Origin of the sequence: Saccharopolyspora indica (assembly GCF_027853965.1) — a bacterium.
Taxonomy (GTDB): Bacteria; Actinomycetota; Actinomycetes; order Mycobacteriales; family Pseudonocardiaceae; genus Saccharopolyspora; species Saccharopolyspora indica.
This window is the reverse complement of sequence record NZ_JAQGLB010000009.1, coordinates 115181-129598: the sequence shown is the minus strand read 5'-3', so window position 1 is coordinate 129598 and position 14418 is coordinate 115181. Positions and strand designations below refer to the sequence as shown.

The following is a 14418-nucleotide window of genomic DNA, read 5'->3' as shown; positions in this document are numbered from 1 at the left end:
CTCGATGGTCAGCCGCACTGCCAGAGGAAGCGGCCTTGGCCGGTCTTCTCGTCGAGGAAGGCGTAGGCGACTCCTCCGTCGCCCAGGTTCATGCCGAACGGTTCTTCCTCGCTGTCGATCTGCGCCACGAAGCGCCAGGTGCCGGGTTCCTCCGGCCACTCCTCCTGCTGCATCCAGCTCGGTTCGCCCCACAGGCGGCTGCGGAGGAAGCCCTCGTCGTCGTCATCGTCGTCCGCCTCGTCGGGTTCGTGCGGGGTCAGCTCCGCGTGGTGGTCCGGGCCGAAGGTCGGGCCCCGGCGGATGCTGGCCACCTGGTAGAAGTCCGGCAGCTGGCCGGGCTGGGCGAAGCAGGCGTTCTCGCCCGCGGTCGGCGAGTAGGTCGTGTCGACCCAGTCGTCGCCGCCCTCCTCGGTCATGAACAGGTAGGCGAGGCGGACTTCGTCGCCGGGCAGCCGGATCTGGCCGATGAACCGCATCGGCCTGCCCGTCTCCGCCGACAGCGGCCAGGTCGGGTCGTCGAGCCAGACCGGCTGACCGCCGAACTTGGTGATCGGTTCGGTGATCGGTTCCGGTGCCTCCACGAAGGCCAGGTCCTGCCGGTCGGGAGTGCTGCTGCTGGTCATCCGTGTCCTCACTCTGGGGTTGCGCGACCGACCGTAGCGCGACCGCCCGACCGCGGAGGGCTACTTCGACCCAACGGGTGCTCGCCGCTCAGAGCTCGCGGAGGGCTCCGCCGTCGACCGACCACTCCGCTCCGGTGACCTGGGCGGCCAGCGGGGACAGCAGGTAGGTGATCACGCGGGCCACGTCCTCCGGGGTGCCCAGCCGGCCCGAGGGGAGGCGGCGGACTTCGCGGACGAAGTGGTCGATCGCCTCGTCCACCGGGCGGTCGTACTGGGCCGCGAGCTGCTCGGCGAAGCCGCCGGGGGCGTCCCAGAGCCAGGTTCTCGTCGGGCCGGGCGCGACCACGTTGGACCGCACGCCGCGGGGCCCGAACTCGGCCGCCAGGGACTTCGACACCGCCAGCAGCGCCGTCTTCGACGCCGCGTAGTCGACCAGCGGGAAGTCCGGCAGGCGCGCTGCTTCGCTGGTCACGTGCACCAGGCTGCCCTCGCCGGTCGCCAGCAGCGCGGGCAGTGCGGCGCGGGTCGTGCGGACCGCCGAGTGGAAGTTCAGGTCGAAGGTCCGCTGCCAGTCCTCGTCGGTCACGTCCAGGAATCCCGTGCGGGAGCGCACGCCCCCGACGTTGTTCACCAGGCCGTCCAGCCGGCCGTGCCGCTTGAGCGCGGTCGCCACGACGTGCTCCGCGGCGTCCGGATCGGTGAGGTCGGCCGCGACTGCGCTCACCCCGCTGCCGAGTTCGCAGATCGAGTGCGGGTTGCGCGCCACGCCAACGACTTTCGCCCCTTCGGCCGCCAGCAGTCGCACCGTCGCCTCGCCGATTCCGGCGGACGCTCCGGTCACCAGGAAGACCTTGTCGGTCAGTTGCAGATCCATCTCGGTTCCTCTCAGGGGATGATGCGGCGCGTGCGCAGGTCGTCGAAGATCTCCCGGAACATCTCCCCGGTGTCGACGAACTCGTGGAAGCCGAAGCGGCGGGCCTTGGAGCCGTCGGCGAACATGTCGTAGTCCCAGGAGAAGACGAAGTCGCCGAAGCCCCAGGACGAGACCTCTTGGTAGGACAGCGGTGCCAGGTCGTGCTCGGCGACCATGCGCTGCCACAGCTCGGCCTTGTCGGCCATCACCTCGGTCAGCGACATCGGCAGCGGATCGCCCACCGGCAGGCCGAAGTGCGCCGCGATCTCCGGCCACATCTCCCGCCAGCGGAACAGATCGCCGTTGTTGATGTTGAACGCCTGGTTCCGCGCCTGCTCGGCCGTCGCCGCCCAGACGGTGGCCTTGGCCAGCAGGCGCGCGTCGGTCATCTCCAGCAGCGAGTCGTACGCTCCTGGCTTGCCCGGGAACCGCAGCGGCAGGCCGAGCTCCTTCGAGATCGCCGCGTAGACCGCGATCACCAGCGCCAGGTTCATCGGGTTGCCGAGCGCGAAACCGGCCACCACCGACGGGCGCAGCGCGGTCCAGGTCCACGACTTGCCCCGCTGGCGCTGCTCCAGGAACTCCTGCTGGGCGGCCATGAACTCGGGCGGCATCGGGCGGGCGTCGGTCTCCCGCGCCGGGGTCTTGAACGGCCCGAGGTGCGCGCCGTAGACCTTGTAGCCCTGCATGAGGCTGACGTGGCTCAGGCCGGGTGCGGCGGCTTCGACCGCGTCGACGACGTTGGTCAGCATCGCCATGTTCGGCGGCACCAGCTCGGCCCAGGTCGGCCGGTCCTGGTAGGCCGCGTAGAAGAGGTGCGTGACACCGGCCAGCCCGCTCAGCTTCTCCCGGGCGTCCTGCGCGTCCAGCAGGTCGACGGCGAGGTACCGGACCCGGTCGGTGTCCTCGCCACCGCGCCGCGACACCCCGATCACCTCCCAATCCGGGAGGGTGACGAGGTGATCGACCAGGTTGCGGCCGATGACCCCGTTCGCCCCGACCACCAGGGCTGTTCCGCCTCTCCGCGATTCACAGTGGTGGTCGCGTTTCGGAGTGCTCTCACGTTTCGCGGTTTCCTGTGGCTGGCTTGCATCACGGTCCCCTGAGGTGCGGTTGAGCGGGGCTCGGGACTGTGACATCGGGTTGCTCATGCCAACAACACTCGTCGAGGCGGTGCGATAAGTCCAAGGCTTGTTGTTTCTGTAAGTGATAACTTCTGCTCATGGCTACGCTGCGGCAGTTCGAGTACCTGGTCACCGTGGTCGACACCGGGTCGTTCACCCGGGCCGCCGAGCTGCTGCACGTCACCCAGCCCGCGCTGTCGCACCAGGTGCGCGCGTTGGAGCGGGACGCGGGCGGGCCGCTGCTGGAGCGGCTGCCCCGCGCGGTCCGGCTCACGCCGATGGGCCGCGCGATGCTGCCGCACGCGCGAGCCGCGCTCGCCGACGCGGAGCGGGCGCGATCAGCCGCTCGGCAGGCATCCGGTCTGGAGAGCGGTGAATTGCAGCTCGCCACGGTGTACTCGGCGAGCCTCGGCGTGCTGCCACCGGTTCTGCGCGCGTGGCGGCGGGAGCACGGCGGCGTGCGCATCCGGCTCTTCGAGCACCGCCACGGCGACGAGCTCAAGGCCTCGATGGCCGCCGGGCAAGCCGACGTCGCGGTCGGACCGGCACCGTCCGATTGGGACGGTCCGGTGCACGCGCTCGGCGTGGAGGAGTTCGTCGTGGTGCTGCCGCCGGACGATCCGGTGGCCGTCGGCTCGACGCGCGTCGAGCTGGCGATGCTCGCCGACCGCGGCTGGGTGCACTACAGCCCGGAGAACGGCCTCTCCGAGGTGCTGGACGGGGCTTGCGCCAGTGCCGGGTTCCAGGCCCGCGCCGCGGTCCGCTCCGAGCAGACAGCGGCGGCACCGATGCTCGCCGCGGCCGGGCTCGGCCCGGCGCTGGTACCGGCGAACATCATCCCGAAGCAGTTCGACGGCGAGCTGCTGCGACCCGACCCGCCGGTCCACCGCACCCTGACCGCCTACACCCGGAGCAGGCCCGACCCGCTCACGGCGGCGTTCGTCGACACCCTGGCCCGCAGAGCGGCCGTCCTCCCCGACCACGTCCGCCGCCGCCTCGCCCCCGGCTGAAGCCCTGCGATCAGCCGGTGAACAGCTGCGAGACCTTCTGGACCAGCTCGTACACGCCGTAGGCGAAGGGCAGGCCCACCCACGCCCAGGAGACCACCAGGACGGTTCGGCGGTTCATCGCGCCTCCGGTTCGTGGAACTTCGGGTCGACCGGGCGGACCAGCTCGTTGGCCGCGAAGCCGACCACCAGCAGCCCGATCATGATCACCAGCGAGGTCGTGTAGAGGTCCGGGCCGGTGGCACCGGCCGCCTCGCGCGCGTCGGCCACCGCGTTGACGATCAGCGGCCCCAGCACACCGGCCGCCGACCACGCGGTGAGCAGCCGACCGTGGATCGCGCCCACCTGCGCGGTGCCGAACAGGTCCTTCAGGTAGGCCGGGATGGTCGAGAACCCGCCACCGTAGAAGGACAGGATGAGCATCGCGCACAGCACGAACACCGGGATCCCGGACGAACCCGCCAGCAGGATGCCCAGGTACAGCAGCACCCCGCCGCCCAGGTAGACGCGGTAGATGTTCTTGCGCCCCACCAGGTCCGATGTGGACGACCAGATGAACCGGCCCGCCATGTTGGTCAGCGACAGCAGTGCGACGAACCCGGCCGCCGCGCCCGCCGCCACCGGCGTCGCGCTGGTCGCGAAGAACCCGGTGATCATCGGCGCCGCCTTCTCCAGGATGCCGATGCCTGCGGTGACGTTGCAGCACAGGACCACCCACAGCAGCCAGAACTGCGGGGTGCGCACCGCGTTGCGGGCCGTCACGTTCGCGGTGGTGATCATCGGCCGGGCCACCGGCCGCACCGCCGGAGCCGGGTTCCAGCCCGGTGGCGGCGTCCGGATCAGCAGCACGCCCAGCGACATGAACACCGCGTAGACCACGCCGTGCACCAGGAAGGTCAGCGCGATGCCGGACTGGTCGTCGCCGAAGGACGCCAGCATCTGCGTCGACCACGGCGAGGCGATCAGCGCACCACCGCCGAAGCCCATGATGGCGATCCCGGTGGCCATGCCCGGCCGGTCCGGGAACCACTTGATCAGCGTCGACACCGGTGAGATGTAGCCGATGCCGAGCCCGATGCCGCCGACGAAGCCGTAGCCGAGCACCACCAGCCAGTACTGGCCGAGCGCGATGCCCAGCGCGGAGATCAGGAATCCCAGCGAGAAGCAGGTGGTCGCGACGGCCATCGCCCACCGCGGTCCGCGGCGCTCCACCAGCGTCCCGCCCAGGGCCGCGGACAGCCCGAGCATCACGATCCCGAGCTGGAACGGCAGCGCGCTGAGCGTGCCGCTCAGGCCGAGCGCGCCCTCCAGCGGAGGTTTGAACACGCTCCACGCGTAGACCTGGCCGATCGCCAGGTGCACGGCCAGCGCGGCCGGCGGCACCAGCCAGCGGTTCCAGCCCTCCGGCGCGACGATGCGGGCGGGGGAGAGCAGATCTGCGGCCATCAGGCCTCCCGGCCAAGTGCTGTCGATCAAGGCGCGCTGAGCATACTTGTGCGCGGGCGGCCGATCGAGGGTCGTCTTCCGCCGAGCGAACGCGCGAGGAGGGGCCGATGGGACGCGTCACGGTACGACGACCGGTGCTGAGGATCGCCGCCGACGGGACCAGGAGCAGGCCGGACGTGCTCGCGGCCGAGGAGCCGATGGAGATCCGCGTCGACGGCAGGCCGCTGTCGGTGACCATGCGAACACCCGGGCACGACGTCGAACTCGCCCACGGGTTCCTGCTGACCGAGGGCGTCATCCACGACCGCGAGCAGCTGTCGACGGCGCGCTACTGCGACAGCCCGGGCCCGGACGGGCGCAACACCTACAACGTGCTCGACGTCGTGCTGGCCCCCGGCGTGCAGCCGCCCGACGCCTCGGTGGCCCGGAACTTCTACACCACCTCCTCGTGCGGTGTGTGCGGCAAGGCCGCGCTGGACTCCGTCCGGCTGACCACCCGCCACTCCCCCGCCGCCGATCCGCTCACCGTCACCGCGGAGACCCTCATCGGCATCCCCGACCGGTTGCGCGCCGCCCAGCGCGTCTTCGACACGACCGGCGGCCTGCACGCGGCCGGGCTGTTCAGCGGCGACGGCGAGCTGCTGGTGGTGCGGGAGGACGTGGGGCGGCACAACGCCGTCGACAAGGTGCTCGGCTGGGCCTTGCTGGCGCAGCGCGTGCCGCTGGCCGGGTGCGTGCTGATGGTGTCCGGGCGGGCGTCGTTCGAACTGGTGCAGAAGGCCGCGATGGCGGGCGTGCCGATGCTCGCCGCGGTCTCCGCGCCGTCCTCGCTGGCGGTCGACCTCGCCGCGGAGCAGGGCATCACGCTGGTCGGGTTCCTGCGCGGGCGGTCCATGAACGTCTACACCGGCGCCGAGCGCATCGTGACCAAGAACATCGCGGGTTAGCGGCAAATCCGGCGCCGCGTTGGCACGATGGAGGGCAGGAGATGCCACGGGGGAGGAAGTGCATGCGCGATTCGCAGGGTCGTCACCTGCTGCCGCGCCGCAGCGTCCTCGCCGCCGGCATCACCGGCGCCGCCGCTCTCGGGCTGGGGCTGGGCGGCCGGCTCGGGTCGGCGCCGTCCGGCACCCCGGTGCCGCTGGCGAACCAGTCGAACGTGTCCGTGGAACGGCTCTACTCGCACGCCCGCAACTGCTTCATCAACTTCGTGCTGATGTTCCCGAAAGGCGTTCCGCGCCAAGGCCTCCCGGTCTGCTTGATGCTGCACGGCAGGTTCGGCGACGCGCGCAAGTCGGTGGGCGGGCTGCCGGACTGGCTGACGGAATCGGTGTCGTCGGGCCGCATCCCGCCGTTCGCGTTCCTGGCCGTGGACGGCGGCGGGAACAACTACTGGCACCGGCGCCCGAACGACGATCCGCTGTGGATGCTGCTCGGCGAGGTGCCGCGCTGGCTGGCCGAGCGCAACCTCGGCGGCCCGGAGCACCGGCCCTTCGCCGCATCGGGCATCTCGATGGGCGGGTTCGGCGCGCTGCTCTACGCGCGGCGCAGGCGTGAGATGGGGCACCCGCTGTCCGCGGCGGCGGTGGTGTCCCCGGCGCTGATCACCAGCTGGCCGGAGATGCGCAAGCGCAAGGCCTTCGCCACCGAGGCGGAGTGGGCGGAGATCGACCCGCTGCGCCACATCGGTTCGCTCGGCAACCTGCCGCTGGGCGTGTGGTGCGGCACCGAGGACCGCTTCATCGAGGGCACCCGCCGGTTCATCCGCATGGCCGAACCCGATTACGCGTCCACGACCTCCGGCGGCCACAACAGCCGCTACTACCGCAAGGCGCTGCCCGAACTGGTGAACTTCATCGGTGGCGAGCTGCCCGCGGCGACCAGGTGAGCGCTCACGCCAGCCGGAGGCGGGCCTGGGACTGCCCGGCGGTGTAGGGATCGGCGTCGAAGCGGTCGTTGAGCGGCACCGTGCCGTAGAGGGCCCAGCTCAGCACCGCGGGCCACGGGCCGTAGCCCGCGTCGGTGTTCAGGTGCTCGCCGTCGAGGATCACGTCCATCTCGACCTGGAGCGATTCGGCCAGGGCGTGCGCCCGGTACATCGACAGGTACGGATCGCCGGTGCCGACCACGAGCCGCGTGATGCCCGCCGCGCGGCGCAGCGCCGCCGCGTCCGTCGGGTACGAGGTGATGTCCCGGGCGTCCGGGTGCTGCCAGTCCGGCGGTGGCGGGGCCACCAGCAGCACCCGGTCCGCACGCCTGTCGCCGCCCCCGACGGTCGCCGCGTGGTGCAGCCACAGCGCCACCCCGCAGGAGTGGGCGGCCACCACGAGCTCGGCCTCCTTCGGCACCGCGGCCAGCCGCTCGCGCAGCACCGGCAGCCAGTCCGCCAGCACCGGCCGGTCCGGGGCGGGCAGCGACGGCAGGTCCACCTCGACGCCCTGTTCGCGGAGCTGACCGGCGAGCCACTGCTGCCAGTGCCAGGGTCCGGAACCGGTCATCCCGTGAACCAGCAGGACGTGCATCTCGCTCATGGCAGGCGCTCCCCGGGAAGATGATCTGGTCAGTACCCAGGATCATCTAACCGGGCCGGGTTCGCAGCGTGCGCGGCCGGGCCTCAAGAGTGAACCGGCCCGCGATGCGAGAGGCATCGCGGGCCGGGATGTTTCAGCTCGCCGAACTCGAAAACCGCTGGTGCTGAAGCCAGTTCCGCATCAGTTCAGCGGAACGGGCGCATCACGCGGACTTCTCGCGGCGTTCGCGGCGCGTCGCCTGGCGCGCCACGATCGTCGGATTCACGTTCTCCCGGACGGTCTGCTCGGTGATCACGACCTTCGCGACGTCCGACCGGCTCGGGATGTCGTACATCACCGGCAGCAGGACCTCTTCGAGGATCGCGCGCAGACCGCGGGCGCCCGTGCCGCGCAGGATCGCCTGGTCGGCGATCGCCTCCAGCGCGGTCTTGGTGAACTCCAGCTCCACGTTGTCCATCTCGAACAAGCGCTTGTACTGCTTCACCAGGGCGTTGCGCGGCTCGGTGAGGATCTGCACCAGCGAGGGCTTGTCCAGGTTCGTCACGCTGGCCACCGTGGGCAGCCGGCCGATGAACTCCGGGATCAGCCCGTACTTGATCAGGTCCTCGGGCATCACGTCGGCGAAGTGGTCGGCGGTGTCGATCTGCGCCTTGGAGCGCAGCTCCGCACCGAAGCCGACGCTGTGCTTGCCGACCCGCTCCTCGACGATCTTCTCCAGCCCGGCGAACGCGCCCGCCACGATGAACAGCACGTTCGTGGTGTCGATCTGGATGAACTCCTGGTGCGGGTGCTTGCGGCCGCCCTGCGGGGGCACGCTGGCCGTGGTGCCCTCCAGGATCTTCAGCAGCGCCTGCTGCACGCCCTCGCCGGAGACGTCGCGGGTGATCGACGGGTTCTCGCTCTTGCGGGCGATCTTGTCGACCTCGTCGATGTAGATGATGCCGGTCTCGGCGCGCTTGACGTCGTAGTCGGCCGCCTGGATCAGCTTGAGCAGGATGTTCTCGACGTCCTCGCCCACGTACCCGGCCTCGGTCAGCGCGGTGGCGTCGGCGATCGCGAACGGCACGTTCAGCATCTTCGCCAGCGTCTGCGCGAGGTAGGTCTTGCCGCAGCCCGTCGGGCCGAGCATCAGGATGTTGGACTTGGCCAGCTCGACGGCCTCTTCACCACGGCTCTGGCGCTCTCCGGCCTGGATGCGCTTGTAGTGGTTGTAGACCGCGACCGACAGGTTCCGCTTCGCCGGGTCCTGCCCGATGACGTACTGGTCGAGGAACTCGTGGATCTCCGCGGGCTTGGGCAGCTCGTCGAGCTTGACCTCGCCGGCCTCGGCCAGCTCCTCCTCGATGATCTCGTTGCAGAGATCGATGCACTCATCGCAGATGTACACGCCGGGGCCGGCGATGAGTTTCTTCACCTGCTTCTGGCTCTTCCCGCAGAAGGAGCACTTCAGCAGGTCGCCGCCGTCACCGATACGTGCCATGACCGCTGACCCCGTCCCCTCCGGCGCGCCGTCCGGTAGCGCGCCTGACCGTATGTGCCTTCGACGGTACCTGGCGTTCCCCGAGTTCGGGGAGACTCACAGTGTCCGCCATGGCCGAGCGTGATGTGACCAGCAGCGCGCTCGGCGTGTCGTGACCCCGCACCCGGGCGCGCCGCCCCGACCACATGGCCGGGAGGTTACGCGTTCCCGCAGCTCGCAGCAGCTGCTTTCGCCGAGAGCCGATCGCGTTGCCGCCTGCGAGAACGAGAGGTGACTCACCAATCGAACCGCCGCGGATCCTCGGGCGGCCGCCTGGCCGGGACAGCCCGTTCGCGGTGAGAACGGGATCCCGCGGCCAGGCGGCCGCTGAGGTTCCGCCATCGGCACCACCGCGCGAGAAGCGCGAGGTCAGGCCTTCTGCTCGGAGAGCTTGCGGTAGGGCACGACCTCGTCGATGATCCCGTACTCCACGGACTGCTCCGCGGTCAGGATCTTGTCGCGGTCGACGTCCTGGCGGACCTGCTCCTGCGAGCGGCTGGTGTGCTTGGCCAGCGTCGACTCCATCAGGTCGCGCATCCGCTGGACCTCGGCGGCCTGGATCTCCAGGTCCGACACCTGGCCGTAGATGCCCTCCACCGACGGCTGGTGGATCAGCACCCGCGAGTTCGGCAGCGCCTGGCGCTTGCCCTTGGTGCCCGCGGCCAGCAGCACCGCCGCCGCCGACGCCGCCTGTCCGAGGCAGATGGTGCGCACGTCCGGGCGGACGTACTGGATCGTGTCGTAGATGGCCATCATCGCGGTGAACGAGCCACCGGGGGAGTTGATGTACATCTGGATCTCGCGGTCCGGGTCGTCGGACTCCAGGAAGAGCAGCTGCGCCATCACGTCGTTGGCGGAGGCGTCGTCGACCTGGACGCCGAGGAACACGATGCGCTCCTCGAACAGCTTGTTGTACGGGTTGGACTCCTTGACCCCGTACGCGGTGCGCTCGACGAACGAGGGCAGCACGTACCGGGACTGCAGAGACTGGTAAGGGTTCACGGCGGGTGACTCCTCAGTTGCTAGGTCTGGGACGAGATGATCAGCTGCGCGGCAGGTTCGCGGCGCTGGCCACGTGATCCACGAACCCGTACTCGCGGGCCTCCTCCGCGCTGAACCAGCGGTCCCGGTCCGAGTCCGCGGTGATCTTGTCCACCGTCTGGCCGGTCTGCTCGGCGATCAGCTCGGCCATCTCCCGCTTGTGCCGGATGAACATGTCGGCCTGGATCTTGATGTCGGACGCCGTGCCTCCGAGACCCGCCGACGGCTGGTGCATCATGATCCGCGCGTGCGGCAGCGCGAACCGCTTGCCCTTGGCGCCCGCGGACAGCAGGAACTGCCCCATCGAGGCGGCCATGCCCATCGCCACGGTGGCCACGTCCGGCTTGATCAGCTGCATGGCGTCGTAGATCGCCATGCCCGCCGTCACCGAGCCGCCCGGCGAGTTGATGTAGAGCGAGATGTCGCGGTCCGGGTCCTCGGCCGCCAGCAGCAGCAGCTGCGAGCAGATCTGGTTCGCGATCGAATCCTCGACCTGGGAGCCGAGGACGATGATGCGCTCCCGCAGCAGCCGCTCGTAAACCGAGTCGTTGAGCGAGAGTCCGTTGGTACCCGTCCGCATGGACGGCGCCTGCGCGTCGGACGCCGGAGTCAGGTGCTGCGTCACGTCTCCCTGCCTTCTCCCACATTGGGCTCTTTCACGTGGGCCACTCCGGTCACTCGCGCCGCTCCCGATCCGCTTCCAAAGTGGACCGAGCGGGTCCGCGGGCGACTTCGACGGCCCTGCTTCCCTCTCGGGTGATCCGCTACAACCGACCCTAACGAAAGTGGGCGGCACCAGCTTCCCAGTACCGCCCACTTTCGCTTAGAGCATGTTTATCGAGTTGTCGAGCGCGAGCCCGGATCACTCCGACTTCGCGGTCTCGGCCTCCTCCTCGCCCTGCTGCGGGCCGAACAGCTCGTCCAGGTCCAGCTCGTTGCCCGCGGCGTCGGTGACCGTCGCCTGGCGGACCACCGAGAACAGCGCCTTGCTGCGGCGGACGTCGGCGTACAGCGCGCCGAGCTGGCCCGACTGCTGGGCCTGCTGGACGAACTGGTCCGGGCTCACGCCGAAGCGCTGCGCCTGGTAGATGATCCGCTGGGTGAGCTCGTCGTCGGAGACCGAGACGTCCTCGGCGTCGGCGATGGTGTCCAGGACCAGCTGGGTCCGGACCGCCTTCTCCGCCTCCTCGCGGGTCTCCGCGTCGAACTGCTCGCGGGTCTTCTCCTGCTGCTCAAGCCACTCTTCGAAGCGCTTCTCGTCGTGGTCGAACGGGTGCACCGCGTCGTGCTGGCGCACCTCGACCTCGGACTCGACGACCTTCTCCGGCAGCGGGACCTCGACGGTCTCCAGCAGCGCGTCCAGGACCTTGTCCCGGGCCTGCATGCCCTGCTGCATCTTCTTGACCTTGCCCAGCCGCTCGCGCAGGTCGGCGATCAGCTCGTCGACGGTGTCGAACTCGCTGGCCAGCTGCGCGAACTCGTCGTCGGCCTCGGGCAGCTGGCGCTCCTTGACGGAGTTCAGCTTGACCGTCACCTCGGCGTCCTTGCCGGCGTGCTCACCGGCCACCAGGTTGGTGGTGAAGGTCTTGGTGTCGCCCTCGCTCGCGCCGATCAGCGCTTCGTCGATGCCCTCGATCAGCTGGCCGGAGCCGATCTCGTAGGACAGACCGCTGGTCTGGGCGTCCTCGACCTCTTCGCCGTCGACGGTGGCCGACAGGTCGATGCTGACGAAGTCGCCGTCCTGCGCGGCCCGGTCCACCCCGGCGAGGGTGCCGAAGCGGGCGCGCAGCGAGTCCAGCTGCTCGGTCACCTCGTCCTCGGTGACCTCGACGTCGTCCACGCTCACCGACAGCTCGCCGAAGGCGGGCACGGTGATCTCCGGGCGGACGTCGACCTCGGCGGTGAACGCGATCTCGGCGCCGTCCTCGATCTTGGTCACCTCGATGTCCGGGCGACCGAGGGTGCGCACCTCGCTGCTGTTGACCGCTTCCAGGTACTTGGCCGGAACCGCCTCGTTGACGACCTCGTCGAGCACGGGGCCCCGACCGATGCGGCTCTCCAGCACCCGCGCCGGAACCTTGCCCGGCCGGAAGCCGGGGATGCGAACCTGCTGGGCCAGTGCCTTGTACGCGCGGTCGAAGTTCGGCTTGAGCTCGTCGAACGGCACCTCGACGTTGATCCGGACGCGCGTCGGGCTCAGGTGCTCGACGGTGCTCTTCACGTGGTCTCCTAGTGCGAACGTGCTTTGATTCCCGGCGCTGCCAGCGGGCGCGGCGCAACACCACCCCCAATGCCGGGCTGACCACCGAGTCTATTGCTTCCCACCGGCGACCACGGGCCGGGGTTGCGGGAAGCCGCACCGGCGGCCGTCCGGCCAACTCGTTTCGCGGCGGTGAGCAGCCCCGTGCTTGGGTGGGATCGTGCAGCACACCGCACCCGATCCCGCCGCTTGTGCCGCGCTGTCCACCGCGCACGCCGAGCCGCTGACCGGCACCGCTGCGACCGCGCGCGGCTGGCTCTGCCTGGAGCAGCGCGGGCCGTGGGGGCGCAACGCGCTGGTCCAGAGCCACCTCGACCCCGAGCTGGGCCGAGCGCTGGACGCGAAGGCGAGCGAGCACGGCGTGCGGGTGCAGCTGATCCGGCGCCCGGGACGCCACGCCGACACGCCGGAGGCGACCGCGCGCCGAGTGCTGCTCGCCAGCACCGCGCCCGGCTCCTGCTGGCTGCGCGAGCTGACCACCACCGACCCGGCCGAACTGCTCGACCTCGACTTCGAGCGCATCGCCGCCGGGCACCACGACGGCTGGGGGCGGCCGGTCGCCGAACCGGTCCTGCTGGTGTGCACCAACGGCCGCCGCGACCGGTGCTGCGCGCTGCTCGGCCGCGAGCTGGTCGGCGACCTGGCCGGCAACGACGCGATCTGGGAGACCTCGCACACCGGCGGCCACCGCTTCGCCCCCGCCGCGGTCCTGCTGCCCAGCGGGTACACCTACGGGCGCCTCACCGCCGGAGCCGTCGGGACGATCCTGTCCGCGGCCGCGGACGGCGAAGTCGCGCTCGAGCTGTGCCGCGGCCGGTCGACGTGGGACCGCGCGGGCCAAGCCGCCGAACTGGCCGTCCGCGAACACCTCGGCGAACACCGCACCGACGCGCTGCACGTCACCGGCGGCACCGGCGACGTGGTCGACGTCGCCCACCAGGACGGACGCCGCTGGCAGGTGACCGTGCGAACCCGCGAACTCGACCCTCCCCGGCCCAACAGCTGCGGCAGAGCAGCGGTCCGCCCCACCACGACCACCGCGGTCGCCATCACTGACCGTTCAACACCGAACCGACCGCCGCGCTCAGCTTCGTCGGGGTGACCGCCGTCACGATCCCGTCGGCCGGGGCCAGCTCGGCCACCCCGACCGGCCCGGGAACGACGAACGACACCACGACCAGCAGCACCAACGCGGCGCCCAGCACCGCGCACACCACCGCTGCGGGAAGGTGAGCGCGCAACTCCGGAATCCCATCGCGCACGAACGGGAAATCGGCACCCCGCGCCCGACCGTTACCAACCGTCACGCCCGGGTGCGAGCCAGATCACCGATCGGGAGACGAAAAAACCGGCCGCCCGCGAGAAGCGGGCGACCGGCCGCGGACGTCGGGGTGGCGGGATTTGAACCCACGACCCCTCGCACCCAAAGCGAGTGCGCTACCAAACTGCGCCACACCCCGTCCGACGTGCGACGCACCCGAGAACCCCGGGTGCGTTGCGAAGAGCCTATCGCGACCCGCTAAGCTGTGGCACGCAAGGTCGCCGAACCCCACGGGGAACGAGCGAAACCAGCACGCGGGCGTAGCTCAATGGTAGAGCCCCAGTCTTCCAAACTGGCTACGCGGGTTCGATTCCCGTCGCCCGCTCCGGGTGTGGGTGGACTGTGTCGGTGGAAAGCACCGACCTTCACCCTCCGCCATTGCATCTGGGGGGCCGAGCCCCCCAGGCCCCCACGGGGCGGGGGTTGCTTTCTGGACGGCTCCCCGACTTGGCGAGGGTTCCCGGCCTGGTTTCTCACCAGCGGATCGGAGTGGGGCTTCTACGGGGTTCCGCACCTCAGCGCGTAGTGGTGGACCTTCGCGATTTCGATTGAAATTGGATCCTCGTCACCGTGAGTTCCGTCTAGAACGAGGCGAATCCAATTTCAATTGAAATCGCTACACCACTCAGGGTG

15 protein-coding genes and 2 tRNA genes are annotated in these 14418 nt (G+C 70.2%); 5 read left to right on the top strand and 12 right to left on the bottom strand.

The window, feature by feature from the left end:
* Nucleotides 1–8 precede the first annotated feature (8 nt).
* From OU416_RS20770 to OU416_RS20760, 3 genes are all read right to left on the bottom strand, one after another.
* A complete protein-coding gene (locus OU416_RS20770) occupies nt 9–623 on the bottom strand; it encodes a YwqG family protein (RefSeq protein WP_270928660.1) in 615 nt (204 codons plus the stop codon).
* 88 nt (nt 624–711) lie between these two features.
* Nucleotides 712–1497: an SDR family NAD(P)-dependent oxidoreductase gene (locus OU416_RS20765; RefSeq protein ID WP_270928659.1), complete on the bottom strand. Its 786-nt coding sequence runs from the start codon at nt 1495–1497 to the stop codon at nt 712–714.
* 11 nt (nt 1498–1508) lie between these two features.
* Nucleotides 1509–2540: an SDR family oxidoreductase gene (locus OU416_RS20760; RefSeq protein ID WP_270928658.1), complete on the bottom strand. Its 1032-nt coding sequence runs from the start codon at nt 2538–2540 to the stop codon at nt 1509–1511.
* A gap of 218 nt (nt 2541–2758) precedes the next feature.
* Between OU416_RS20760 and OU416_RS20755 the strand changes: the two genes are divergently transcribed.
* Nucleotides 2759–3670, top strand: a complete 912-nt coding sequence (locus OU416_RS20755; RefSeq protein ID WP_270928657.1) for a LysR family transcriptional regulator — start codon at nt 2759–2761, stop codon at nt 3668–3670.
* Between the two features lie 10 nt (nt 3671–3680).
* Here the strand turns inward: OU416_RS20755 and OU416_RS40370 are convergent, their stop codons facing one another.
* Together OU416_RS40370 and OU416_RS20750 are read right to left on the bottom strand one after the other, a co-directional pair.
* The gene (locus OU416_RS40370; protein ID WP_444420556.1) at nt 3681–3788 is read right to left on the bottom strand and encodes an MFS transporter small subunit; all 108 of its coding nucleotides are present in this window, start codon (nt 3786–3788) and stop codon (nt 3681–3683) included.
* Nucleotides 3785–5113 (bottom strand): OFA family MFS transporter, encoded by a 1329-nt coding sequence (locus OU416_RS20750; RefSeq protein ID WP_270928656.1) that lies wholly within the window; start codon nt 5111–5113, stop codon nt 3785–3787. Before OU416_RS20750 ends, OU416_RS40370 begins: the two co-directional genes overlap by 4 nt.
* A 107-nt stretch (nt 5114–5220) precedes the next feature.
* Between OU416_RS20750 and fdhD the strand changes: the two genes are divergently transcribed.
* Nucleotides 5221–6060, top strand: a complete 840-nt coding sequence (gene fdhD, locus OU416_RS20745) for a formate dehydrogenase accessory sulfurtransferase FdhD (RefSeq protein ID WP_270928655.1) — start codon at nt 5221–5223, stop codon at nt 6058–6060.
* Between the two features lie 62 nt (nt 6061–6122).
* Complete coding sequence (locus OU416_RS20740; protein WP_270928654.1) at nt 6123–7001, top strand: alpha/beta hydrolase; 879 nt, start codon at nt 6123–6125, stop codon at nt 6999–7001.
* A gap of 4 nt (nt 7002–7005) precedes the next feature.
* Here OU416_RS20740 and OU416_RS20735 read toward each other — a convergent pair whose 3' ends face one another.
* The 5 genes from OU416_RS20735 to tig all read right to left on the bottom strand — a co-directional run bounded on the left by OU416_RS20735 (nt 7006) and on the right by tig (nt 12425).
* Complete coding sequence (locus tag OU416_RS20735) at nt 7006–7644, bottom strand: RBBP9/YdeN family alpha/beta hydrolase (protein WP_270928653.1); 639 nt, start codon at nt 7642–7644, stop codon at nt 7006–7008.
* Between the two features lie 202 nt (nt 7645–7846).
* Nucleotides 7847–9124, bottom strand: a complete 1278-nt coding sequence (gene clpX / locus OU416_RS20730; protein WP_093152377.1) for an ATP-dependent Clp protease ATP-binding subunit ClpX — start codon at nt 9122–9124, stop codon at nt 7847–7849.
* Nucleotides 9125–9532: 408 nt separating this feature from the next.
* On the bottom strand, nt 9533–10165 hold the full coding sequence (locus OU416_RS20725) for an ATP-dependent Clp protease proteolytic subunit (protein WP_093152379.1): 633 nt from the start codon (nt 10163–10165) through the stop codon (nt 9533–9535).
* Between the two features lie 40 nt (nt 10166–10205).
* Complete coding sequence (locus OU416_RS20720) at nt 10206–10829, bottom strand: ATP-dependent Clp protease proteolytic subunit (protein WP_270928652.1); 624 nt, start codon at nt 10827–10829, stop codon at nt 10206–10208.
* A gap of 237 nt (nt 10830–11066) precedes the next feature.
* On the bottom strand, nt 11067–12425 hold the full coding sequence (gene tig, locus OU416_RS20715; protein ID WP_270928651.1) for a trigger factor: 1359 nt from the start codon (nt 12423–12425) through the stop codon (nt 11067–11069).
* Between the two features lie 199 nt (nt 12426–12624).
* Here tig and OU416_RS20710 point away from each other — a divergent pair, with 199 nt between their 5' ends.
* The gene (locus OU416_RS20710; protein WP_270928650.1) at nt 12625–13566 is read left to right on the top strand and encodes a sucrase ferredoxin; all 942 of its coding nucleotides are present in this window, start codon (nt 12625–12627) and stop codon (nt 13564–13566) included.
* Here the strand turns inward: OU416_RS20710 and OU416_RS20705 are convergent.
* On the bottom strand, nt 13514–13705 hold the full coding sequence (locus OU416_RS20705; RefSeq protein ID WP_143121633.1) for a hypothetical protein: 192 nt from the start codon (nt 13703–13705) through the stop codon (nt 13514–13516). The two genes, OU416_RS20710 and OU416_RS20705, sit on opposite strands and share 53 nt — an antisense overlap.
* A 145-nt stretch (nt 13706–13850) precedes the next feature.
* Nucleotides 13851–13924: transfer RNA gene (locus OU416_RS20700), tRNA-Pro, on the bottom strand.
* A gap of 115 nt (nt 13925–14039) precedes the next feature.
* Between OU416_RS20700 and OU416_RS20695 the strand changes: the two genes are divergently transcribed.
* Nucleotides 14040–14110: transfer RNA gene (locus tag OU416_RS20695), tRNA-Gly, on the top strand.
* Nucleotides 14111–14418 lie beyond the last annotated feature (308 nt).